This window comes from Lysinibacillus sp. NPDC093688 (assembly GCF_050280145.1).
Lineage (GTDB): Bacteria > Bacillota > Bacilli > Bacillales_A > Planococcaceae > Lysinibacillus > Lysinibacillus xylanilyticus_B.
The window spans coordinates 192496-216120 of record NZ_JBNNUX010000004.1; the positions used below are offsets into that span (position 1 = coordinate 192496).

Here is a 23625-nt window from a genome sequence, read left to right on the forward strand (position 1 = left end):
AATATCAAGGTCATCATTTTTGAATGCTATTGAAGAGCATTAAATATGATATTCAATCTGATCAACAAAATCCCATTCGTATGGTGTTTCTTGGTAAACATAGTAGTTCAGCCAATTCGAGAATAATAAATGTGTATGAGCACGCCACGTATTAATCGGTTCATTTCCTGGATCATCATTTGGGAAGTAATTCACGGGTACCTCAATATCTAATCCTTTCTCAACATCACGACTATATTCATCCGCTAAAGTTGTCGCATCATATTCAAGGTGACCGGTAATCATAATATTTTTATTGTCCTTAGATTGCACAATGAAAACACCAGCATCTTCTGAATAAGATAGTAATCGTAAATCAGGATGGTTGCGTACTTCGTCAATCGATACAGATGTATAACGTGAATGTGGTGCCGTAAACGAATCACTAAAGCCCCGTACTAAATCCACTGTTAAATCCGTAATGACATGAGAATATACACCTGAGCATTTAGCAGAAAGCCCAATTTTGCCAATACCGTAATGATGGTATAACGCTGCCTGTGCACCCCAACATATATGAAGGACCGATGTTACGTTTGTTTTGGACCAATCCATAATTTCTGAAATTTCCTGCCAGTAGTTCACTTCTTCAAACGCCATTTTCTCTACTGGTGCACCCGTAATAATCATGCCATCATAGCGACGATGACGAATTTGATTGAAAGTCGTATAAAATAATTGTAAATGTGATTTACTAACATTTTTCGATTCATGAGTAGCAGTATTTAAAAATGTAATATTCACTTGTAACGGGGTATTACCTAATAAACGTAGTAATTGCAGCTCTGTTTTTTCTTTTTCAGGCATTAAGTTGAAAATTAATATATTTAATGGACGAATTTGTTGCGTTTTCGCTCTGTCCTCTTCCATAACGAAGATTTTTTCCTCACGTAAATGTTCTCCAGCTGGTAAGTTTTTTGGAATATTAATTGGCATCTTGCATTCCCCTCTCTAGTTAAAATCAATTTGGCCTTAGTCTCCATTCACAGGCCCTGCGCAAAGCTCATTAAGTCTTCTTTTTCGATAAAATTAAAAAATCCCCCTCATTCCATTTGAGATAGAATGAGAAGGATTTACCACGTTCACTCTTATCTCTCAAAGGACAGATCCTTTGCTGGAATTAGCACCTTTCTAACTTTTGTTAGAGGTTGCTGAAGCGTCATCGGGCCAAATCCCTCTACTTCTCTTGATAAGATTATTTAATTAAAAAGAATTGTAACATGAACAATTAAGAATATCAATAATACATAGAATATTTTGTTATTAACCATGCATGTCATGATGTAATTTGTTTAACACTAATATTGAAGCAAACTAAGTTTACATCATTAAATTTGATGGTAAACATGCTGTACTTATGTTAACATATACCTTTAGTAACAGAGAGGAACGTGAATAGTTTGATTAAAATTGATTTTCCAAAACCAGATTTAGTAATTCGTCAACGCGAACAAGATTTAAAGCCAGGTGATGTACCAATCACACCGTACCATGGTTTTATTGATTTCCATAAAATCACACGTGAAAATGGCGGCATTTTCTTATTCTACAATGAAGAGAACGAGCTATTATTTGTCGGTAAAGCACGTAAAATTCGTCAACGTATTAAAAAGCATTTTGAGGACAATGTTTCACCGATGAAAAATCATCGTGATGAAATTTTCAAAATTGAAGTGTATGAAGTGGAAGATGCTATGGAACGTGAAATTTACGAAACATACGCGATCAATTCATTCCGCGCTAAATACAATGTTGATAAAGTTTTTTATTAAGATAAAAAATACTATTTAACAAAAAATAAGAATCTGCTCGCCATCTGTAATGTACATGATGGCTTGTAGATTCTTTTTTATGTTTTTATTCTACAAAAAAGGCTTTACGTTCTTTAGTAATCCATTCTCCAAGCTCTTTATCATCGCGCTTTAACAGTCGATTGACAAGCACGTCATGCCAAATATAATCCTCTAATAAATAGATATGCACCGGGTCATTTGTAATAAAAGCCGTTTCTTGATTGGACGGTGAGTGACCATAAATCATCTCTTGACCATCTACAGATAGAATAAACCAATGGGGCGTAGAAGCATTCCTCGTATATTGAGTAATGCGATGCTGGTCAACGGATACAATATTTTCATCCACATAGATTGTAATTCCATGAACCGGAATGTGCTGAGCGACCTCATGTAAATCTTCTCGCAATTCTTCATACATATCTTCCCACATTGATAAAAGTACTTTTTTCTCCGCTTTTTTTAATAACGACTGACAATAATTGACGATTGCCTCTTTTCCTTTTAACGTGACAACCTTATGCTCCGTTTCCTGCTCTTTTACCTCTAATTTTTCTAATTGATCACTAATCGACGTGAAATTCGATTGCCAACGCTGCTGAATTTGTTGTAAAAACACAGCGACAGGAATAGAAGAGTATGTCGTTTGATCTGCGGTTTCCTCTTTCATTACTAACCCTTTTTCAACAAGTACATTTAGTATGTCATATATTCTTGCACGTGGGATACCGGAGTTTTTACTTACTTGATAGGCGCTAACATGGCTATTTTGTACGAGTGCCGTATAGGCCTTTGCCTCATATTCTGTGAATCCCAGTTCTTTTAATTGGGCGATTAATAATTCCATCGAATCCCTCCATTTCCTCTATTATAGTTTAAAGCTATGAGGATTAGCCAACGAAAAAAATTTGTCTTTACAGCTACGCGAAATTTAGTTACTATTTCAGTAGTAACTATCTAAAGAGGTGTAAGCATGCTATTTGATGTAGATTTAAATGTAGTCATATTATTAATATCTTTTGGATTTTTAGCCGCCTTTGTGGATGCAGTCGTTGGCGGTGGTGGCTTAATTGCATTACCTGCCCTTATGTTTGCGGGGTTAAATCCAGCAGCAGCCGTAGCAACCAATAAGCTTGCAGGTACAATGGGATCTTTGACATCAACTATTTCCTTTTATCGTTCCGGTCAGCTAGAAATTCGTTCGGTTATCAAATACTTTCCCCTAGCCTTCATAGGATCCCTTTGTGGTGCATGGACAGTACATTTAATCAATCCTGAATTACTAAAACCACTTATGCTTATAATGCTTGCTGCTGTTGCAGTCTATACAATCTTTAAAAAAGACTGGGGTTCAGTAGCTACGGTCAAAAATTTAAAGTTTTCGCACTTAGTTTTATTCATGCTGTTGTTATTTAGCATTGGTTTTTATGATGGATTTCTTGGTCCAGGAACTGGCTCATTTTTAATTTTTAGTTTTTTATTAGTCGGCTTCGATTTCTTAAAGGCAGCAGGAAATGCCAAATTTTTAAATTTAGCAAGTAATTTTGCCGGTCTTTTAATGTTCGCCTACTTAGGTCAAATTTATTATGTCTATGGTTTACTAATGGGTATAGCTCAAATTGCCGGTGCACTTGTAGGTTCACGGTTAGCAATTAAAAAAGGTAGCGGCTTTGTTCGCGTATTGTTTATTATTGTAACGATAACATTGCTCACTAAAAATGCTTATGATTACATAATAGTTCAGTGATAAAACGCCGCAGATATGCTACTTTTATTAAAAGTCAAGTTATAAGCTGAAACTATTTTAAATAGTGAATTCTTATTTAATGTCACACATTATATGTATAGAAATTAAAAGGAAGTGCTTCCACAACAAATGACGTTGATTTGGGAGAGATAAAGAGGATCTGATTTGTATCAAATATGGCAAGAAAATCAGAAAGAATATGTCACAGTTAGTTTAGTAGGAGATAATCTTTGATTGCTTAATAATAAATAGCAAAAAGAGAAATTGCGCTGTGCAATTTCTCTTTTTGCTTGAACTGAAATTAATTACAACTTATCCTCGGTAACTTCATTATTATTTTTATTACCGTTTCCGTTTCCGTTGCCATTACCGTTGCCATTTCCATTGCCGTTTCCGTTTCCGTTTCCGTTTCCGTTTCCGTTTCCGTTTCCGTTTCCATTGCCGTTGCCACTTCCATTACCATTCCCGTTGCCATTTCCATTGCCGTTTCCGTTTCCGTTGCCATTGCCGTTGCCATTTCCATTGCCATTACCGTTTCCGTTGCCGTTGCCGTTGCCGTTGTCATTTCCTGGCTTTACAACCAACACATCAAATGTTAGTGTGTGCTCACCATACGTTACCGTAATCGTCGTAATACCTTGACCTTTTCCTTTTACAGCCCCTGCTTTTACAGTAGCTATTTTATCATTCGCTACTTCGTAGGTTGCAAGCTTTGTAACATCTTTTTCTGTTATTTTACCATCAAAAGTAGTTACTTCGGTAATCTTAACTGGTACTTCTTTACCTATTCTAGTTTCAACCTGAGCTTGGTCAATTTCTAGTGTTACTATTGGTACTTCAACACCAGGTGCTTTAACTGTAATATTTACGGTAACTTCATTACCACCGTATGAAATAGTAATTGTAGTCGTACCCTCACCTACTGCAGTTACTAATCCATTTACTATTGTTGCAACATTTTCATCTCCAACAACATAAGTAGCTTTTGAAGTTACGTCTTCCTCTGTTGCAGCACCTTCTGCAGGCGTTGACGTTTCTGTTACCGTAATTTGTGCAGTTTCTCCAGCTGTTAGGTGTAGCTCAGTTGGATTTACAGAAAGTGCTACTACTGGTTCTACTACTTCTTTTTCATAAATCTTCGCTTCACCAACATTCCCGGCAGCGTCTTTAATTATTACTGATACAGCATTTGTTTCTGCTGTTACTGGGAATGTGAAGCTACCATCTTGATTTAATTCAAAAGCAACTGGCGCTTGTACTTTTCCATTTACCGTCGAAACATAGGAAGCTTTTAATTTATCATTTAAATTGTAATCTAAACCGTATAAATATAACTCTTCATTGTAGTCGATATACTTATCTGTTACCTGTCCTGTAGCGACACCTTTAGTTACTGAGCCAGCAATTTCTGGTTTAGTCGTTTTCACGATAATTGGTCCAACATAATCTGAAACTACTCCTGATGCTGCAAGACCGGTGAAGTCAATTGTATACAGACCATCTGGAATCTTTGTGGCAGGTTTTGTTCCCCATGGTTTGTACTGCCCACCAATATTCAGCGTATAAGAGCCTTTTCCAAGCGCAGTACCTGCGTGTAGATAACCAATGTAGCCGTCTCCGTATTCTCCACCTTCAGGATTCATAATATCCCAAAGCTCGATATAGTTAGTTGTTACATCTCCAGTTAATGTGAATGAAAGTACAGCTGAGTCTTTAACTCCATCTCCGTTAAAGGATAGGTCTGTTTCTGTAATTTTAAAATCTTTAATTTCAGTTGCTGCCGCGCCGCCAAAGTCAGCTGCGAATGGCAATGAAATTTCTGTAGCTCCGCCGCTGATGTTAATATACCCTAGTATTTCAGAGCCGTTTGGTGCCGTAGCTTTTGAAGCAGTTAATGTAATATTTAAAACTTGCTCACCAACTAGATTAAATGTCGGCTGATCTACTGTAACAGTTGCATCACCAAATGTTTTTGTCACATCAATTGATACGTTATAATTGCCGCCGTTCCCTTTAATATCTTTTACTAAAACTTGTTTCGTTACAGAAATATCTCGGTCTTTAAGTGATTGTGGACCGAAAGTAACCGTACCTTTCAAGTTTTCTGTAACTACACCAGTTCCATCTAAAATTGCGCTATCAAGTGCATAGGCAAGAATTTCCGGATGAGCTGCTGCATAAGCATCTACACGCCCTGCCCCCTGAGAAAACACATCGTATTTTGTTGTATCTATAACCTTTGCTGTATTAGAAAGCGCCACTTTTACATCGAACGCGTTCCAATCAGGATTTGCTTGTTTAACTAATGCAGCAATACCTGCAATATGCGGGGTTGCCATAGAAGTTCCTGTTTTACGACCATATGCTTCCCCATAATCTGCATTAGGGAAATCTTTTTTATACATTGGAATCGTTGACATAATGTTTGTTCCAGGTGCACTTACATCTGGTTTAATATCAAAGTTTGGTGTAGATGGTCCACGTGAACTTGAATCGTTCACATCATCTCCCAGTGTCTTTGTGGAAGCAAATTTACTAAAGCTCACTTTTCCGGTTCCGCCTGCTAATGCAGCGCGAATTGTAGCGCCATCCGTTTGTGACATATCAAATGTTGGCAGAAACTCAAATGAATCACCAAGGAATGTGCCTGAAATGTTAGGTGCATTCGTTCCACCAGCAAAGTTATGAATAATTGTTGCGACTGCTCCTTTTGCCTTTGCATTCGCAATTTTATCAACGAATGCGATACTGCCACGAGAAATCAATGCCACTTTACCTTTTACATCAATTCCTGCAAAGTCTTTTACTTCCCCGTTTCCAGGCACAGCAACTAGGTCAAATTCTCCTTGAAGCTGTGTTGCTAAATCTTTCCCAAAAGTCGTTCCCATTAATGGAAGCTGTTTTGTTAAGTTGTAGTTGCCAACTGTAACATTCACTTCCCCGTTATACATTGTTTCAGGATTTGTTGTGTTACCAACAGCAATTCCTAAACGAGCGGTTGCAGGCGTGCCCATTGTTCCGCGATTTGGACCTTCGTTCCCTGTTGCAATAACTCCGATTGTTCCAGCCATCATTGCATTATTAATAGCAAATGAACCAGCATCCGTTTCAGAGTTAGCTCCCCCACCAAGTGAAAGGTTGATAACGTCCATTTTTTCTTTTACAGCAGTTTCAATTGCTTTAATAATACCAGATGTAGCTCCACTTCCGTACGCCCCAAGAACACGGTAAGCATAAAGGTCTACTTTTGGAGCGATTCCTTTAATACCGAATTCGTTCGCTCCGATTGCTGCAATTGTTCCAGCAACATGTGTACCGTGAGAAGTATAGAACGCGCTTCCCTTTTCATTAAATTCAGGTGTCCCGGCTGGACGCTCCGAAGGCAATGTTTCCGATGCATCGTCATCTGCCCGAGGCTTCGTGTAAGTTGCTGAATTTGGAATGAAGTTTTTTCCACCTTTGTAATTTCTGGCAAACTCAGGGTGATCTGCATCAATACCAGTATCTAATACCGCTACTTTTATTCCTTGTCCTTCAAGTCCTTCCTTCCAAAGCTGTTCGATGCCAAGGAAAGAATTACTTGTATTCATTTGAGCTTCTAATTGATCTTCCTTAATAAGTTCCGATGATTTCATCGTATTATCTTCTGATGCGTAAACAATTGCATCAGGTTCGATTAATGTAATTCCTTCTACTGTAAGCAGTTTTGGGAGATCATTTGCTTTCACAGTTGCCGCAAAACCGTTTAAAACAGTATCAAATGTGTATCCTTGAGTCATCTGAACTTTTTTAGCAGCTAACTCTTTTTTAACTTCTGCTTGTTGTGCTTTTACATTTGAACGAACTTCATTTGCTCGGGCATTAGAGAATTTTTTGCCTTTGACTTCGCTCATTCCTTGCTCTAGTGCTACAGGCTTTTCAGATAAATGAACGATTACTGCAACATCTTGATTGCCTGATACATTTTGTAAGCTTTCGTGAAGAGTTGGACCATCTTTAGACAAGCTTAGCTGTTCGGCGATAGCCGCCTTTTGTTGAATTATACTTTCACTTTGACTATCCTGCTTGAATGGTTTCGATTCTTCAGCACTAGCACTCGACAATGGAACCAATAGATAAAGCACCATAACGAAAGCTAGAATACTACTTAAGAACTTCGTAAACTTAAACTTTTTCAAATCTCATTTCCCCCTCTGCCTTTAATTGTCACACTTTTCAGTTTAGTGTGATATTTCAAATTTATCACAAGGGAACTAATTCGAATATCGAAATATTTAAACATTCTAAAATATTGATAATTAGTATCAGTTTATCAAAGATAGATTAAATCTATCTTCCTAGTAATTAAATAAAAAAGTAGAACTTTCAAATGAGAAATGACTTACAGTAATTCATTAATTTTTTCAATTAATCCTATCAAGGCAGCAGTTGTAGGTACAGTCGGTGGTGTAGTTGCTTATAGAAATTTAGGAGAGCATTAAGAGGAGTGATTGGAAGGGAATCGGTTTAGTACGTAATCCGGGAAATTAAAATAACTGGAGATTATTTTTAAAAAACCGCCAGCTAATAGGTTGTGGTGAATCATCCATCACCTCAGAGATTCTATCCTCGATTTTGAACGTTCTATCCATCATTTCAAAGATTCTATCCACGTTTTTGGATGTTCTATCCATCATTTCAGAGATTCTATCCACGTTTTTGGATGTTCTATCCATCATTTCAAAGATTCTATCCACGATTTTGGATGTTCTATCCATCATTTCAGAGATTCTATCCACGATTTTGGATGTTCTATCCATCATTTCAGAGATTCTATCCACGATTTTGGATGTTCTATCCATCATTTCATAGATTCTATCCACGATTTTGAACGTTCTATCCATCATTTCGCAGGTTCTATCCATCTCTTATTGTCTAAAATATAAAACGCCGTAGATATTCTATCTCTACGGCGTTTTATTAACTAGATAAACAACTTTTCGTCTTTAAATTTATGACTTGTTAATAAGCTAACAATAACAAAAATGAAAAAGGAAGCGACAATTGGAATTGTGACGGTATGCATGCCAAAAACGGAAGGATAAAAACGATCAATGATAATATACAAGCTCATACCAGAAATCATTGACGCAATTGCACCATACTTGTTGGCCTTTTTCCAATATAGTCCTAATACGACGGTCCAAATAAAGACTGCCTCAAGTCCGCCAAAGGCAAATAAATTAAGCCAAACTAATAAATCTGGTGGATTTATTGCAAAAACGATAACGACTAAACCGATCACTGTTGTAACAATAAAGCTTGCACGCTTAATTTCCGTATCATTAGCTGTTGGCTTTATATAGTTTAAGTAAATATCTTTCACTACTGTAGAGCTAACAAGCATCAGTAGCGCATTAACTGTAGACATCGTTGCTGCCATTGGTGCTGCTAAGACAACGCCAGCTAAAAATGGCGGTAAAACCTTTAATGTAAGCAGTGGCATAACTTTATCACCAATCTCAATACCTGGCATCACTGGCCTTGCTAAAACACCAATTAGATGCATCCCAAACATGATTGTCCCAATGGCAATAGTGCCAATGATAATGGCTAAATGCATGCTTCTGGAATCTTTATAACTCATCGCACGAACTGCGATTTGTGGAAGCCCGACCACTCCAACACCGATCAAAATCCAAAATGTAGAAACGTATAATGGCGTTAATTCACCTTCTGCTCCAAATGGAGACACAAGATTCGGATTCTCAGCGACAAGTGAGGCCATAATATTATCGATTCCTCCGCCAGCGATGATTGTCCCAATTAATAAAATGATTGTTCCGATAACCATAATTGAGCCTTGCACCGTATCTGTCAATGCAACAGCGCGGAAGCCCCCAATGATCACATAAACTAAAACGGAAATCGCAAAAATAAAGAGTGCCGTTGTGTAGTTTAAGCCAGTTAATGATTCAATTAATCGAGCACCACCTACCCATTGTGCCATCATGGCAGAAAATAAAAAGATGATAATACTAATGGCTGATAAGATGACGATGGCATGACTTTTATAGCGTTCTCGTAAAAAGTCTATTAACGTGATGGCTTGATAACGTCTTGCGATAATAGCAAATTTCTTCCCAAGAATCATTAAAACAAAATAACCCGCCGGAAGCTGAGCCATCGCTAGTAATACCCAACCTAGCCCTTTCGTATAAGCAACGCCTGGACCACCAATAAAGCTACTTGCACTACCATACGTAGCAATCATTGTCATCGCAAGGATGAAGCCGCCCATTTCACGACCACCAAGGAAGTACTCCTGTAAAAATGAATTGGATGAGCGTATATGCTTATTTGACCAGATACCAATGCCAAAGATGATGACTAAAAATAATAGCAGCGGAACAATAACTTGCCAGTGCATTATTGATCCACCTCCTCATCGTCAAATGGTACCTCTTTGAAAAAGAGTTTCATGACGAACCAGATTAAAATAATCATAAAGCCTGTCCCCGCAATACAGCTATAGAAAAACCATGCAGGGAAACCGAATACATACGTATAGCTTGTTGGATCACCAGAACCTAGTCCATAAGCAAAGCCGAACCAAATCGCAAAGTTAACGATAACAAGCCCGATACCGATTAGCGCCTCTCGATGCGCAATTTTAAAGCGTTGATCTTTCAAAATATAGTCCCCCTAACCTACTCTATTTTACTGATATGTTCGTATTATGGGAACCTTTGTGAAAAAAATAAATGTTTGATTAAAATAATACTTTATTTTTTGCGTTTCAGGACTTTATTTAGAACATCTCCGCTACAAAAAATGAAGACAAAATAAAAAGGCATGAGTCCGATAGACTTAAGGACTTCCGGTATGTTGGAAGCACGGACCCCATTCCCGCGAGCTGTATCAAATTTAGTCGGCACATCACTGGCAGAGAGTGCGTCAAAACAACGGTAAACATTCCTTTAACCTTTCTAAACCGAGATTATTCCTTTATACATTTAAATCTTCTTCTAAGACTCTTTAATATAGTCTTTACTCAATGGTATCTAGTAGCTCTACATCTAAATTTTCACTATCTTCCCTGCTGTGAAATATTTCTAAGTGCCATTTATTTTTAAGTCTTTCAAATCTATTTTCTTCAATCCACAAATGTAGATTCTTATAGGCATCCATTATTTTATGATTGGCCCCTTTATGTCTTAAAGTCGCATATTTTTGAGGTGGGATTATTAGAGTTACCATATCATGTGGAATATCTTCGAACTCTTTCACTTCAACACAAACCCAGTATCCATCTTCTTCACTATATTCATGTTTACAACAAAAGCCCCAACTTGCTGTAAAGGATTTATTACATGTTAATTTCGCTAATTCGTTTATTTAACTGCAAAGATGTTTTAGGAATTTCGATTATATATTGATCATCCGGACATAAAACTCGAAAACCTACTAACTTTAGCTCCCCAACTTCTTTAATCGCTTTGTATTGCCATGTGTATTCTGTCATTTTATTCCCCTCCCTATATAATCATTTTACAATTTCTACAAAATAGATAAATAATCCTCCTTTCAAAATTGAAAAAACGCCTGGATAGCCAAGCGTTTTTCAACATCTTCAATATTGGAATTTCTTTAATAAGCTTTGAAGTTCGTCTGCCTGTTGTGCCATCTCTTTAGCTGAAGAAGCCATATTATCGATGAAAGCTAATTGTTCCTCCGCTGTTAACGTAACGTGCTCCGTGCTTTCGGTTGCCTTGCTTGCAATGCGTGCCATCGCTTCAGTTGAGGCAGTAACTTCTTCAACACTCGCGGACATTTGCTCCGTCACAGCTGAGATGTCATGCAACTGTGTACTAACTCCCTTAATCGATTGCATAATCTTATGGAAGGCCAGTTTTGTATCATCGACAACATTCATACCTGCGGCAGCTTCTTTCGAATTGCTAGAAATAGCCGTAATAACATTGGCCGTATCACTTTGAATTGAATGAATAAGTGATGCTATTTGATCAGCAGATTCCTTTGATTGTTCTGCTAATTTACGAACCTCATCTGCAACGACAGCAAAACCTTTTCCTTGCTCACCAGCACGAGCCGCTTCAATGGCTGCATTTAAGGCAAGCAGGTTCGTTTGATCAGCGATGCTTGTAATCACATCAACGATATTGCCGATTTGCTGTGACTGATCACCTAATATTCGGACCTGCGCCTCTACATGGTTAGATGATTCATTAATAATTGTCATTTGATTCAATACACGATTCAAAGAGTCATTTCCTTGAGCAGCCTCGTCACTCATTAAATCAGCAGCATCTGAAACAGTTGAAGCGGTTTCAGCAACTTGTTGGATGCCAATCGCCATTTCCTGCATGGCCGTTAAGCTATCACTCGTGCTATGTAATGTTGTTCTTGAACCATCCGCTAAATCTTGTAGGGTTGATGTTAACTGTCTCGTCATATCCGCCGTTTGCTGTGATTTAGATGTTAAGCCATCAGACGATACATCAACTTGTTTAGAGGATTGTGCTATTTGTTGCATGACTACCTTTAAGCTTGTCAGCATTTTATTAAACGATTGCGCAAGCTCACCTGCTTCATCCTTGGAATTTATTTGTAGCTGTTTTGTCAAATCTCCCTCTCCATCTGCAATGTCTCGAAGTTGAGCATTCATTTCACGAAGCGGCTTCACAAATGCTTTTGTGAACAGGAAGCTACCTAATATAGCAATGACAGCTCCGATGAACAAGACAATGAGAAGCTTGCCGATAAACGCAAAAATAATAGCATTCACTTCATCGATCGTTTCACCGACAAACCACATCCCAATGATGTCTCCATTAGCATCTTTAATGGGTGCATAGAGTGTTAAATATTTCGTTCCTACTACATCTGCCTCACCTATAAAGGTTTCCCCTTTATTCATTACATTTTCAACGACTTTTGGATCAGCGTCTTTGCCAACTAAACGTTCTCCATTTAGCTTTAGATTGGTGATAAGTCCTTTGGAGCCTTGGAAAATGGTTACACCACCATCGATGCTTTCTCCAACCTCATCTACAAAGGCTTCCTGATCAACTATTTTTGTATCCCCTTTGTAAAGTTCCCCACCTTTTATTGTCCAATCTCCCTTAAATCGTTCTTCTAGAAGCTTATAGCCGACCTTTGAAATATGGGTTACACTCTGCTCAAAATTGCTAAGCATAATTTGCTTCACTTGTATATGGGATACAAAACCAATCATCACGCTTAAAAATAGAATAACTCCCACTAAAAGTAAATTAAATTTGGTACTAATTTTAAAAGTGCGCAAATAATTCACCTCTCCTTTCTCACATTAATTAGGAATATTATGTATAAAACGTAAACCATTTTTATTAAACATGATTCTATAAATAGTTTCAATACATTATCAATAAATTAACAATTTTAATATAAATGAATTGTTAATGAGCAGTGGCTAAGGAGAATACAATGAATTCACAACATGTGGTTGATTTCCGCATAACATATGCTTTAACATAATGTCACCACCATCTCTCGCTGGTAAACTAGAATCCTTCATTTTTATGGTGTAATTTTAAATTTATGCTAATATATCTTTTAAAAAGGGGGGAATTTATGAAACTTGTTTTAATATTTGGTCCTCAGGCAGTAGGAAAAATGACTGTTGGACAGGAATTAGCTAAAATAACGGATTTGAAACTTTTTCATAACCATATGACGATTGATTTGGTTGGTCATTTTTTTGGTTATGGTACAACAGAAGGAAAAAGACTGGTTAATTTGTTTCGTCAGGAAATATTTGAAGAGGTATCCAAAAGTAATTTGTATGGTTTAATTTTTACTTATGTCTGGGCTTTTGATATGCAGGAAGATTGGGATTATGTCGACGATCTTGCAAAGCTTTTTGAATCTAGAGGAGGTACTGTTTATTTTGTAGAGCTTGAAGCTGATATAGTAGAAAGATTGGAAAGAAATAAAAGCGGTAATCGACTTGAGCATAAACCTTCAAAAAGAGATATTGAATGGTCCGAAAAAGATTTGAAAAGCTCGATGGAAAAATACAGATTAAATTCCTTAGAGGGCGAATTAAATTATGCAAATTATCTCAAGATCAACAATACAAACTTGAGTGCTGAAGAAGTTGCTTTGAGCATTAAGGAAGCATTTCATTTATAGAATTGAAAAACGCCTGGATTTCCAAGCGTTTTTTCGACTCTATAATTGGAACTACATACCACTTATAACTTTATTTTAATCAACTGTTAATCCGTTAATAAAACAATATACTATTTCTTCTTCTAACTGACTTAATTTACGATTTAGTTGAGAAGATAGCTCATTAACCAAATTCGAGTGGTTTATATGATGTTTTTCTGTTAAATCACAAATTAACTTCAATAACATTATATAACCCATAAAATCCTCTTTAGATAATGGAGGTTCATGTGAAAGTACATAGATTTCGGCATCAAACATTTCAATGATTTCTAAGAGATGTCTAACATTATCAACTTTATATTGTGGTTGTTGTGTGTATACACTCGGATACAAGCAATCTCCTAAGAAAAGTACCTTTTCTTCCTCTACAAAAATGAGTGATGAGTCATCAGAATGATCTCCACCTACATGTTTGACTACACATCGAATACCACCTAAATCAATCTCATATTTATCTTTAAAAGTAGTATTAGGTAAAGTGATGGTGATATTTCTATCTTCTCCAAATTCTTTTTTTATCATGTCGGAGCAAAACTGATTCTCTAGTCCTTTTTCGACGCGATTATCTAAAGCTTCATCGGACCAATCATATTCCGTTATTTTTTCAAGATGCATTTTTGTGTTTTCATGTGCTATGGTTAATAGATTCATCTGATTTGTTCCAAAGCTATGATCCCAATGCCAATGTGTTAATACTACAGAATGATAATTAGCAATTTGACTTTGATTTAGTTCACCAAGAAATAACTTAGCATGTTTATCAGAATTTCCTGCATCTACAATTAATGTTTCGTCATCCCCACAAATGGCAGACAGTATTGGTCGATCTGTTTCAGGATCATGCGGTAAATAATGTATACGATTGGTTAGTTGTTTCAAATTTTTCTCCATTATCTTAACTCCCTTTGTTTTAATTAGTTCCGACAATCTTATTTAATGTATCAAGAACATTTTTTAATTCGGTTAAGCTAACTTTCGAATAATATTTTTCCACAAGAATGGCGTCAATTTTATTTAAAAGCTGATGAAACTCTTGACCTCTATCCCCAAGATAAATAAAGGTCTCTCTACGGTTTATTGAATTCTCTTGACGATAGATCATTTTCATTTCTTCTAGCTTTGAAATTACTTGGCTAACCGCACTTTTTGAAATACCAAAATGATTTGCAATATCATTCGCGATTACGGGCTCATTGCGAATGATATAAAACATAATAATTTCTTGTTGAGGGGTTAAGTGAAAGTTCTCTAATTCCTCAACCTCTTTGGTTTCTTGTAAAACTAACAACTTGAACTGCTCAAACTTTTGATTGATTTTGTCTACAATTGTTAAATAATCGTGCACAGATTTATCATCCCCAATTCACCTTTAGTTAAGTTAAGTTTACTTAACTATTATTTTTTTGTCAATTATTGCATGAACTTATTAAAGATGGTAAGTCTTCTTTATTTTTTCATAACCACTGCCCACTAACAGCTCATTTATATTAAAAATAGTAAAGGTCGTTAGTGAGTTAAAAGTTCATCAATCGCTTGAACAGCTAGTTCCAACGCTTTAATTCTTCTTTCTAAAAGCGTTCTTTGGGGACTACCAACCTTTGACTTCATATAAATGTTCTCAATTGAAGGTAATAAACCCGTAAGAACATTGCGTGCTTCTGCTAAATCTTCCTGGGTATAATGATGGGGGCTTTGATTCCAAACGTTTTCTAGCATTACTAAGCCAATGCAAACAGCTTTGAGTCGTTTCTTCACTAAAGTAGTATTTGCCCCTTTCCCGGTCATCTGGGACAAGGCTTTTTCGAGTTTATTTATTGTCGATTGTAAAGATTTTATTGATTCCAATTGTTCTACATTTGATACGTTTTCCATAGGAGTACTGCCCTTTCTTCGTTTCGAATAATATTCCTTGATACGTGAGAATATCGTTAAGTACCTGATTTCACTCGCAATATTTTATCATAAATACAAAGAGGATTCTCAACAATATTGCCCAATTGAATCGCTTCTTTTATCCGTTTCTCCCCATCTTTTAGGGACTTCCTCGAATAAAGAATCAAGGAATCATTTCATTTATAGAAACAAAAAAACGCCTGGATCTCCAAGCGTTTTTATCTTCATTCAGTAGAAGACTCCTCCATCTAAATGTGGTGAACTGAATGCGGATGTGGTTCCTTTTTAGAGCGTGTTCAAAGACCTACTGAAACAGAGGAACTCAGTCTAAGAACGCCACGTCCGGACGCAATTTATCTGTGCGAAAGCAAAGCGGCAGCAACACGGTTTTATCTGTAGCGAAAGCGAAGCGGCAGCTACGATTCCGCCAAGGCGAAATTGATTATTTAGATGCCTTCGCATACATTAGTAATGCCTTCTTATCAATTTTTCCGACACTTGTTTTTGGCAATTCATCGATGACAATAATCTTTTTGGGAATTTTGTAGCGACCTAAATGCTTGCTACAGATTTCTTTAATTTCTTCTAATATAGTTTCATCCTGATCCTGACAAACGATAACAGCAACCACGATTTCTCCCCAATAATCATCGGCTACTCCAATTACCGCTACCTCTTGCACTAGCTGATGGCGCAAAATACATTGCTCTACTTCTTGCGGGTACACATTTTCCCCACCAGAAATAATCATCTCTTTACTGCGACCGACAATAAAAAAGTCACCATCCTCATCCATCATGGCTAAATCGCCAGTTTTCAACCAGCCTTCATGCATGATTTTTTCAGTCTCCTGCTGATTATTCCAGTAAAATAGAAACATATGCTTTCCTCTGACCAATAGCTCTCCCACTTCGTTTGGCGCACAGCTTTCTCCGGCACTATTGATAATTTTAGCTTCATTGAATTGCATACTCTTCCCTACAGCGCCTTTTTTCAAACAGGCTGCCTCTCGGGAAATATAAAAATTATTGGGCCCCGCTTCTGTTAATCCATAGCCCTCTTTAAAATATAGCCCCTTCTTAAAAAACGCGTCATAGATAGGATATGGACATGGTGCCCCCCCTGATAAAAATACGTTCATGGAAGGGAAGCTACTTTTCTTAAAGTAATCTGTCGCTATCATCGCTTGGTACATTGTTGGCACAAAAAGTGAAATCGTAGTCTTATACTGATTAATCGCCTGAAGAGCGCTTTCTGCCTCAAATTTATCACCAATTACAACTGTACCGCCAGCCATAAGAAGTGGTATACATAGGGCATTCAAACCTCCTGTATGAAACAACGGCATATAATTTAACGTACAATCACGATCATTCAAGCCCCAGCTAATAATTGTATTAATCGCATTCCAATTCACTGAATTAAAGGATAGGACAACACCCTTTGCCTTGCCGGTTGTGCCCCCAGTATAAATCATTAGCCAAGGATCATTCAGGTCTACTTCTCGAATGCTAAGAGTAGCCGCTTCACTCGCTAAACGCAGAGAATGCATATTTTCTAAAGATACAGGACAATTCATTGCTTCATCGTAAAGCAGTAAAGAAGGCGTAGCATCCGTCAAAATATCATGTAATTCCTTCGTGCTCATACGCCAATTCAATGGGACGTAGATTAGTCCTCTTAATCCACAGGCGAATAAGACAGCAAAAAGCTGGATATGATTTTTTGCAAATACGGCAACACGACTTCCTGCCCGCAAGTTTTGACGCTCAAAAAAATAACACCATTTTGTGATTTCCTCTGTTAATTGCTGATAAGTCCACTGCTCCTTAGTTTCTAGGTTCACCAATGCTAGACGTGTCGGTGTTAACGATGCACGTTTTAAAATCCAGGATTGCTCTACAAACATCTTGAAAGCCTCCTTTATCACATCATAATTGCTCCATCCACATGAAGCGTGTGACCGTGGACATAGGAAGCCTCATCAGATGCTAAAAATAAATAGGCATTGGCAATATCTCTAGGTGTTCCTAATCTTTGCAGCGGCACGATGGAGCGCATTTGTGCTAGCACATTTTCTGGCATTTTTTTCACCATGTCTGTTTCTGTAAAGCCAGGTGCCACCGCATTTACGTTGATCCCCTTGCGCCCTAATTCCTTCGCCCAAGTTTTTGTCATGCCGACAATAGCGGCCTTTGTGGCAGCGTAATTCGTTTGACCAACATTGCCATATACACCGCTAACAGAGGATGTATTAATAATTTTGCCCCCTCCAGCAGCAACCATATGTGGAATGACCTCCTGCGTACAATTAAACACGCCAGTCAAATTCACATCAAGCACTTGGTGAAACTGATCTTCCGTCATTTTTGTAAGCATCGCGTCACGTGTAATACCTGCATTGTTCACTAAAATATCAACTCGACCCGTTTGCTCTATGACTGTTGCCACTAAGTTTTTGACGCTCTCTCTATCCGCAACGTCTACTTGCACAAATAATGCCTGGTTCCCTAATTGCTGGGCAGCTGAAACACCAGCATCCTCATTAAAATCAGCAATGACAACGAATGCACCCTCTTCAATAAATCGTTCAGCAGCAGCATAGCCAATCCCGTTTGCAGCTCCCGTAATAATGGCAACTTTATTGTTTAAACGCATACTTTTTTCCTCCTATTTCTAAAAACGCTTCAATTTCTGATGTCAGCTGTGGTAAATCATCTATTAGTGGGGAATGACCGCAGTCTTTTAAACTAACGAATTGTGCATTTTCACCTAAATCGAGCATTGTCTCGTCATTCATTCCTTCTGTTATAACGTAATCACGATCCCCCCTTAACACTAAAACTGGAATAGTGATCTGTTGCACCTCATGAGTACCTTTTGTGACCTCATGATCAACTACACTTATATTGAAGACGTTTAACGCATGATAAACTTCGGCTAAATTTCTTTGCGTCAGCATATCCTCTACATAGTTCTGATAGTGTTCTGGGCTAGGCTGTTTATGTGTGTAAATAAGTGCGTTCCAGACCGACTGTAAGCCCTGCACATTTTTCGAATCATAGAAGCCTTGTACTAATTTTGTTTTAGATGTATCGACGAGTACTTCTTCATAGGTAAAGGCCCTTTTGAATGCTGCTGGATTGCCAGTACCTAAATCTGAGAAAAATGGATAGCCTCTCGTAGATGCCGAGGCAAGTAAAATAAGCTGCTGACAATAGCCTGGATACTGAGCGACAAACTGCATACATACAGCTCCGCCCGTTGACCAGCCAATCATGTCAAACTGTTGCAATCGAATAGCATCCACAAAAAGCTTCACATCATCACTAAAATCTTTAATCGCGGAAATTGGTTTATGATAAGATGAACCACCAAAGCCCCGTAAATCCAGCGCATAAATTGTATATTTTTCATCCAACGCGTCGATTAGAACGTCCCAATGTTTAGAGGATGTCATATTACCGTGAATCAGTAATAAAACACGTTCTCCCCCTTGACGTTTCCGATAAGCAATCGTTTCTCCATTTGATAGCTGAACCGTTTTTAACATCTCATTTCCCCCTTATCCCCATTGAATCGTAATAGCTCCCCATACATAGCCAATCCCTGCACTAACAAGTGTGACGATGTCTCCATCGCGGATACGGCCTTCATCTAACGCAAGCTGCAATGAAACGATTTGGTCAATCTGTCCGATATGACCATACTCATGTAAGTATATAGACTGCTCCTGCTCTAACCTTAGTTCAGATAAAATATAATCATGAGCAGATCGTTTCATGTGAAGCATCGCTAAATAACCAATATCGCCCTCATTGAATCCACTTTTCGCTAAAGATGTTCGAATTACCTTCAAAAAATTGCTTAAAGATTTTTGCTCTAAGCGTTCCTTCATTCCAATTGGATCGATCACATCAAGCTGATACAATTTATTTTCTAAATCGGAAGGCGTCAAAGGTTTTTTTGTACCGCCGACAGGCACGACTACATCCTCTGAGAACGAGCCATCCGTCATAATATCCGCCTCTAATAAATGATTTTTGTCATAGTTTTTCTGTAAAAGAATAGCGCCACCACCAGCTGCTAAATTGTACATAAAGCGTGTTCGAGGATTGCTGTAATCGATAAAATCCACGTTTCGATAGCCACCAGCTAGGAGTACGGTATGAATGGAATCATCCGTGGCCATTAAGCTTTTCGCTAGCTTTAGTGCCATAATGGTTGTGCCGCATCTTAATTGCACATCGAATGCCCAAGCATTTACGGCTCCTACCTCCTCCTGCATTTTTATAGAAGCAGTCCACAAGGGATACTCCTTATGCTCCTCTCCCATATAAATCACAACATCAATGTCTTTCGGGTTGATATTAGCCTTGCGTATAGCGTCCTGTGCGGCCCATATCCCCATTTGAACCGTATGATCGTGCTCACCAGGAATAGGCTTTTCATAAATACCCATTTTTTGCCGAATAATATCCTCTGGAATAGTAGAAAGCGCCGCAATTTCTTTAGATGTCATTTTCGTTTGCGGAATATAGATTCCTGTACTTACAATGCCTACAGTCATTCAAATCGCCCCTTTTCCTGCGACATGGCAACCGATGATTGATCTTTTCCCTTGCGCTTTAATCGCCATTTCCAAAACATTATGCGCAGTGATCCAATAATTCCTTTTGGGAAAAAGATAACAGCTAAAATATAAAGAATCCCAAAGAAAATAATCCAACGTTCAAATATCGGATAATCGCGAGCTAACCCTGAAAGTGCATGCTGTGCATATTCGATAACAGCCGAACCTAATAATGGTCCAACTAATGTGCCAACACCGCCAATAATCGTCATTAATAATGCATCTAACGTAATGTCCATTGTCATCACACTCGTATTAACAAATCGGAGTGAGATAGCATATAAGGAGCCTGCTAAGCTTGCAACGGTACCTGCGACAATTGAAGCAATCACTTTATAGTACAAAGTGTTGTAGCCTAATGATTTTGTTCGTTGTTCATTTTCCCGAACAGCAATTAAAATTCGACCAGTTGGCGAGTTCACGAAGCGATATAGCGCAATAAAAATAATGACTAAGCATGCTAGCACGAAGAAATAAAACGTCATTCGATCTCTAAATATTTCGGGTGCTCTAAATGTAAAGCCATCATTTCCGTATGTAACAGAACGCCATTTTTCTGCCACCACTAAAAATAGTCCTGAAAAAGCTAATGTCAGCATCGCAAAGAAATGACTTTTTAATCGAAGTGTCAGTAATCCTACTAAAAAGCTAATGAACCCTGCTAGCAACATGCCGACTACGCTTGATAAAAAAAATGTCGAAAGCGTTGGCTCCATTTGTTTCAGCATGACAGCCGTTGTGTAAGCACCTAAACCAAAAAACATCGCATGCCCGAACGACACAATACCTGTATAACCAAGGAGAATGTCATAGCTCATCGCTAAAATACCGAAAATAAAGATTTGCGTTAATAAAATAATGAGCGTCCTTGAATCATTGACGAAAGGGAGAAGCACTAAAATAGCTAACATGAGGAAAAAACATAGATGCTGCAATGAAAGCTTCATTTTCATGTTGATCTCTCCTTTCTCATAGCGAATAAACCTTGTGGACGGAAAATTAAAACAATGGCCATTAAAATCATATTGACCGCAAGCGATAACACTGGCACATAATAAGCCATAAAGCTGCCTGCTAAACCTACTAATATAGCTGCCAATAGCGAGCCTGAAAAACTACCCATTCCTCCGATTACGACAACGATAAAGCCTAAAATCGCATACTCCATGCCCATTTCCGCATAGATGACACCTGAATACGGAGCCATTAACATACCACTAAGTGCTGCTAGTGCCGCACCAACCATAAAAACATATAAAAATACTCGCTTTATATGAATACCAAGTGCTTGTGCCATTTCTTTATCCTGTACACCAGCCCGAACGATGAGCCCAATCTTCGTTTTCTTTAGCATGTATTGGAAAATACCGAAAATGATAAACCCTACAATAATAATAAATAATCGATATTTTATGATAATAACGTCTCCAACTTCCCAGCTACCTGATAAGTAACTCGGCGTTTTCACTGCTACACCATTAGGGCCAAAAACAACTTTAATCATTTCCTGCAGGACGAGCATCAACCCTAATGTAATTAAAATTTGCTGGATATGATTGCCGTACACAGGTGTTATAATTAATTTTTCAGTAATGAGTCCCAATAAAGCTCCCGTTACGATGGCACCTACAATTCCAATGAGAAAGCTCTCTGTGAACATATACGTAAAGATCCCAGCATAAGCCCCCCAAACAAATAAACCACCATGCGCAAAGTTCAAAACATCCATTAATCCAAAAATTAACGTCAGACCAGCCGCCAGTAAGAAAATTAACATGCCGGTTGCAAGGCCATTAATGACTAAATTGACGAATAGTTCCAATAAAACACACCACCTTTATCCGATTCCAAGATATTTTCTTTTTAGTTCTTCATGATGGATAAGATCTTGCATTTTGCCCGAGTGAACTGTTCTGCCATCATCAATCAATGTATACGTATCGCCAATTCGGCTCGCCATCATAAAGTTTTGCTCTACAAGAACGATGGACGTTTGCTTTTTCATTTCAACGATGGCCTCCATCACTTTCTCTATCACTATGGGCGCCAGTCCTTTCGAAGGCTCATCAATCAATATCAACTTACTATCATTGATAAATGCCCGTGCCATGGACAGCATTTGTTTTTGACCACCCGAAAGATGTCCACCAGCCTTCTTCCAAAATTTCTTTAAATCAGGAAACAGCTCTAGCACATAATCTTGTCGTTCTAAAGTAGCTGTATCTTCTTTACGCATAGCCACTTTCATATTTTCCTCTACCGTTAAATCTGCAAAAATCCCTTGGTTTTCAGGAACATAGCCGATTCCTAATTTCGCTACTTTATAGGTCGGGTTTTTCTTAATAGAATGTGAGCGAAATTCTACCTCTCCCTTTGAAGCAGGCGTTAACCCCATAATCGTTTTTAAAGTAGTCGTTTTACCTGCCCCATTTCTGCCAAGCAGTACACTTACCTGCCCTTCCAATGCCTCAAAATTAACTCCCTGCAAAATATGGTATTGCCCGATATAGGTATGGACATCATTTAATTTCAGTAAGGTGTTCATCGTACAGACCTCCTAAATATGCATTTTGTACGGTTTCGTTTTTCATGATGTCCTCTGGTGTTCCATCTGCAAGAAGCTGCCCATTAAATAGCACCATAATCGAGTCCGACAAATCTAGAATCATATCCATTTTGTGCTCAATGAGGAGAATGGTTTTATCACCCTGATTTTTAATGGTACGAATCACTTCTAAAATCGTTGGCACCTCCTCTAATGACATGCCTGCCGTTGGTTCATCCAGTAAAAGGATTTCCGTATCAAGGGCTAACAGCATCGCAATCTCAAGCTTTCTCTTTTCCCCATGAGATAGCATTGTCGTGAGCGCATCTCTTTTATTGTCAAGCAAAACAAGTGTTAATAGTTCCTCCGCTTTTTCTGTAATCGCCTTATAGCTTTTATAATGGCGAAATAATTGGTAACGAATTTTCTCCTTGGATTGCACAGCCAAACGGACATTTTCTAAAACTGTCAAGTTCGGGAAAACATTCGTAATTTGAAAAGATCGCCCTAGCCCCATGCGTGTTCTTTCGATTGCTGATTTTTGCGCGAGTGATTGCCCCTTAAAATAGATATCCCCGGCAGTCGGCTTTAACTCTCCACTAATCAAATTAAAGAAGGTTGTTTTTCCAGCTCCATTTGGTCCAATAATTGACTTCAAATGCTTTTCTGGCATATTAAAATTCACATGGTCGACAGCTGTGTGTCCGCCAAAACGAATGGTTAAGTTTTCTGTTCGTAAAATGGGTTCCATCGTATT

23 protein-coding genes and 1 riboswitch are annotated in these 23625 nt (G+C 38.0%); of the genes, 3 read left to right on the forward strand and 20 right to left on the reverse strand.

From position 1 onward, the window contains the following. Positions 1-39 precede the first annotated feature (39 nt). On the reverse strand, positions 40-975 hold the full coding sequence (gene metA / locus ACQKN2_RS05780; protein ID WP_427414115.1) for a homoserine O-acetyltransferase MetA: 936 nt from the start codon (positions 973-975) through the stop codon (positions 40-42). Positions 976-1124: 149 nt separating this feature from the next. Beyond that, positions 1125-1235, reverse strand: a riboswitch (SAM riboswitch). A 204-nt stretch (positions 1236-1439) separates the two neighbouring features. Between metA and ACQKN2_RS05785 the strand changes: the two genes are divergently transcribed. After that, complete coding sequence (locus ACQKN2_RS05785) at positions 1440-1811, forward strand: nucleotide excision repair endonuclease (protein ID WP_427414116.1); 372 nt, start codon at positions 1440-1442, stop codon at positions 1809-1811. 85 nt (positions 1812-1896) lie between these two features. Here the strand turns inward: ACQKN2_RS05785 and ACQKN2_RS05790 are convergent, their stop codons facing one another. Next, positions 1897-2679, reverse strand: coding sequence for a TrmB family transcriptional regulator (locus tag ACQKN2_RS05790; protein ID WP_427414117.1), 783 nt, complete (start codon positions 2677-2679; stop codon positions 1897-1899). Between the two features lie 126 nt (positions 2680-2805). On the opposite strand from ACQKN2_RS05790, the gene ACQKN2_RS05795 reads away from it, so the two are divergent. Further along, entirely contained in the window at positions 2806-3579 is a 774-nt protein-coding gene (locus ACQKN2_RS05795; protein ID WP_427414118.1) for a TSUP family transporter, read from the forward strand. Between the two features lie 305 nt (positions 3580-3884). Here the strand turns inward: ACQKN2_RS05795 and ACQKN2_RS05800 are convergent, their stop codons facing one another. The 7 genes from ACQKN2_RS05800 to ACQKN2_RS05830 form a co-directional block, all read right to left on the reverse strand. Next, positions 3885-7757, reverse strand: a complete 3873-nt coding sequence (locus tag ACQKN2_RS05800) for a S8 family serine peptidase (RefSeq protein ID WP_427414119.1) — start codon at positions 7755-7757, stop codon at positions 3885-3887. Between the two features lie 348 nt (positions 7758-8105). Then, the gene (locus ACQKN2_RS05805) at positions 8106-8465 is read right to left on the reverse strand and encodes a hypothetical protein (protein WP_427414120.1); all 360 of its coding nucleotides are present in this window, start codon (positions 8463-8465) and stop codon (positions 8106-8108) included. 77 nt (positions 8466-8542) lie between these two features. Beyond that, complete coding sequence (gene panF, locus ACQKN2_RS05810; RefSeq protein ID WP_427414121.1) at positions 8543-9988, reverse strand: sodium/pantothenate symporter; 1446 nt, start codon at positions 9986-9988, stop codon at positions 8543-8545. After that, positions 9988-10251: a YhdT family protein gene (locus tag ACQKN2_RS05815; protein WP_427414122.1), complete on the reverse strand. Its 264-nt coding sequence runs from the start codon at positions 10249-10251 to the stop codon at positions 9988-9990. The genes panF and ACQKN2_RS05815 overlap by 1 nt, the downstream gene beginning before the upstream one ends. 357 nt (positions 10252-10608) lie before the next feature. After that, positions 10609-10956, reverse strand: coding sequence for a GyrI-like domain-containing protein (locus ACQKN2_RS05820; RefSeq protein WP_427414150.1), 348 nt, complete (start codon positions 10954-10956; stop codon positions 10609-10611). Continuing rightward, positions 10928-11083 carry a hypothetical protein gene (locus ACQKN2_RS05825; protein WP_427414123.1) on the reverse strand — a complete coding sequence of 52 codons (156 nt, stop codon included), beginning with the start codon at positions 11081-11083 and terminating at the stop codon, positions 10928-10930. Before ACQKN2_RS05825 ends, ACQKN2_RS05820 begins: the two co-directional genes overlap by 29 nt. 108 nt (positions 11084-11191) lie before the next feature. Continuing rightward, complete coding sequence (locus ACQKN2_RS05830; RefSeq protein ID WP_427414124.1) at positions 11192-12886, reverse strand: methyl-accepting chemotaxis protein; 1695 nt, start codon at positions 12884-12886, stop codon at positions 11192-11194. A gap of 308 nt (positions 12887-13194) precedes the next feature. Here ACQKN2_RS05830 and ACQKN2_RS05835 point away from each other — a divergent pair, with 308 nt between their 5' ends. Further along, a complete protein-coding gene (locus tag ACQKN2_RS05835; protein WP_427414125.1) occupies positions 13195-13755 on the forward strand; it encodes an AAA family ATPase in 561 nt (186 codons plus the stop codon). Between the two features lie 75 nt (positions 13756-13830). On the opposite strand, the gene ACQKN2_RS05840 is transcribed toward ACQKN2_RS05835, so the two are convergent. The 11 genes from ACQKN2_RS05840 to ACQKN2_RS05890 form a co-directional block, all read right to left on the reverse strand. Beyond that, positions 13831-14688: an MBL fold metallo-hydrolase gene (locus ACQKN2_RS05840; RefSeq protein ID WP_427414126.1), complete on the reverse strand. Its 858-nt coding sequence runs from the start codon at positions 14686-14688 to the stop codon at positions 13831-13833. A gap of 19 nt (positions 14689-14707) precedes the next feature. After that, positions 14708-15142, reverse strand: coding sequence for a MarR family winged helix-turn-helix transcriptional regulator (locus ACQKN2_RS05845; protein ID WP_427414127.1), 435 nt, complete (start codon positions 15140-15142; stop codon positions 14708-14710). A gap of 161 nt (positions 15143-15303) precedes the next feature. Beyond that, entirely contained in the window at positions 15304-15669 is a 366-nt protein-coding gene (locus ACQKN2_RS05850) for a hypothetical protein (protein ID WP_427414128.1), read from the reverse strand. 463 nt (positions 15670-16132) lie between these two features. Further along, positions 16133-17599, reverse strand: a complete 1467-nt coding sequence (locus tag ACQKN2_RS05855; protein ID WP_427414129.1) for a class I adenylate-forming enzyme family protein — start codon at positions 17597-17599, stop codon at positions 16133-16135. Positions 17600-17616: 17 nt separating this feature from the next. Beyond that, a complete protein-coding gene (fabG, locus tag ACQKN2_RS05860) occupies positions 17617-18348 on the reverse strand; it encodes a 3-oxoacyl-ACP reductase FabG (protein ID WP_427414130.1) in 732 nt (243 codons plus the stop codon). Further along, complete coding sequence (locus ACQKN2_RS05865) at positions 18332-19243, reverse strand: alpha/beta fold hydrolase (RefSeq protein ID WP_427414131.1); 912 nt, start codon at positions 19241-19243, stop codon at positions 18332-18334. Before ACQKN2_RS05865 ends, fabG begins: the two co-directional genes overlap by 17 nt. A 12-nt stretch (positions 19244-19255) precedes the next feature. Further along, positions 19256-20260: a 3-oxoacyl-ACP synthase gene (locus ACQKN2_RS05870; RefSeq protein ID WP_427414132.1), complete on the reverse strand. Its 1005-nt coding sequence runs from the start codon at positions 20258-20260 to the stop codon at positions 19256-19258. Next, positions 20257-21276: a branched-chain amino acid ABC transporter permease gene (locus ACQKN2_RS05875; RefSeq protein ID WP_427414133.1), complete on the reverse strand. Its 1020-nt coding sequence runs from the start codon at positions 21274-21276 to the stop codon at positions 20257-20259. The genes ACQKN2_RS05870 and ACQKN2_RS05875 overlap by 4 nt, the downstream gene beginning before the upstream one ends. Further along, positions 21273-22145: a branched-chain amino acid ABC transporter permease gene (locus tag ACQKN2_RS05880; protein ID WP_427414134.1), complete on the reverse strand. Its 873-nt coding sequence runs from the start codon at positions 22143-22145 to the stop codon at positions 21273-21275. Before ACQKN2_RS05880 ends, ACQKN2_RS05875 begins: the two co-directional genes overlap by 4 nt. Positions 22146-22160: 15 nt before the next feature. Next, complete coding sequence (locus tag ACQKN2_RS05885) at positions 22161-22868, reverse strand: ABC transporter ATP-binding protein (protein ID WP_427414135.1); 708 nt, start codon at positions 22866-22868, stop codon at positions 22161-22163. Continuing rightward, positions 22843-23619: an ABC transporter ATP-binding protein gene (locus ACQKN2_RS05890; protein WP_427414136.1), complete on the reverse strand. Its 777-nt coding sequence runs from the start codon at positions 23617-23619 to the stop codon at positions 22843-22845. The genes ACQKN2_RS05885 and ACQKN2_RS05890 overlap by 26 nt, the downstream gene beginning before the upstream one ends. Positions 23620-23625: the final 6 nt, after the last annotated feature.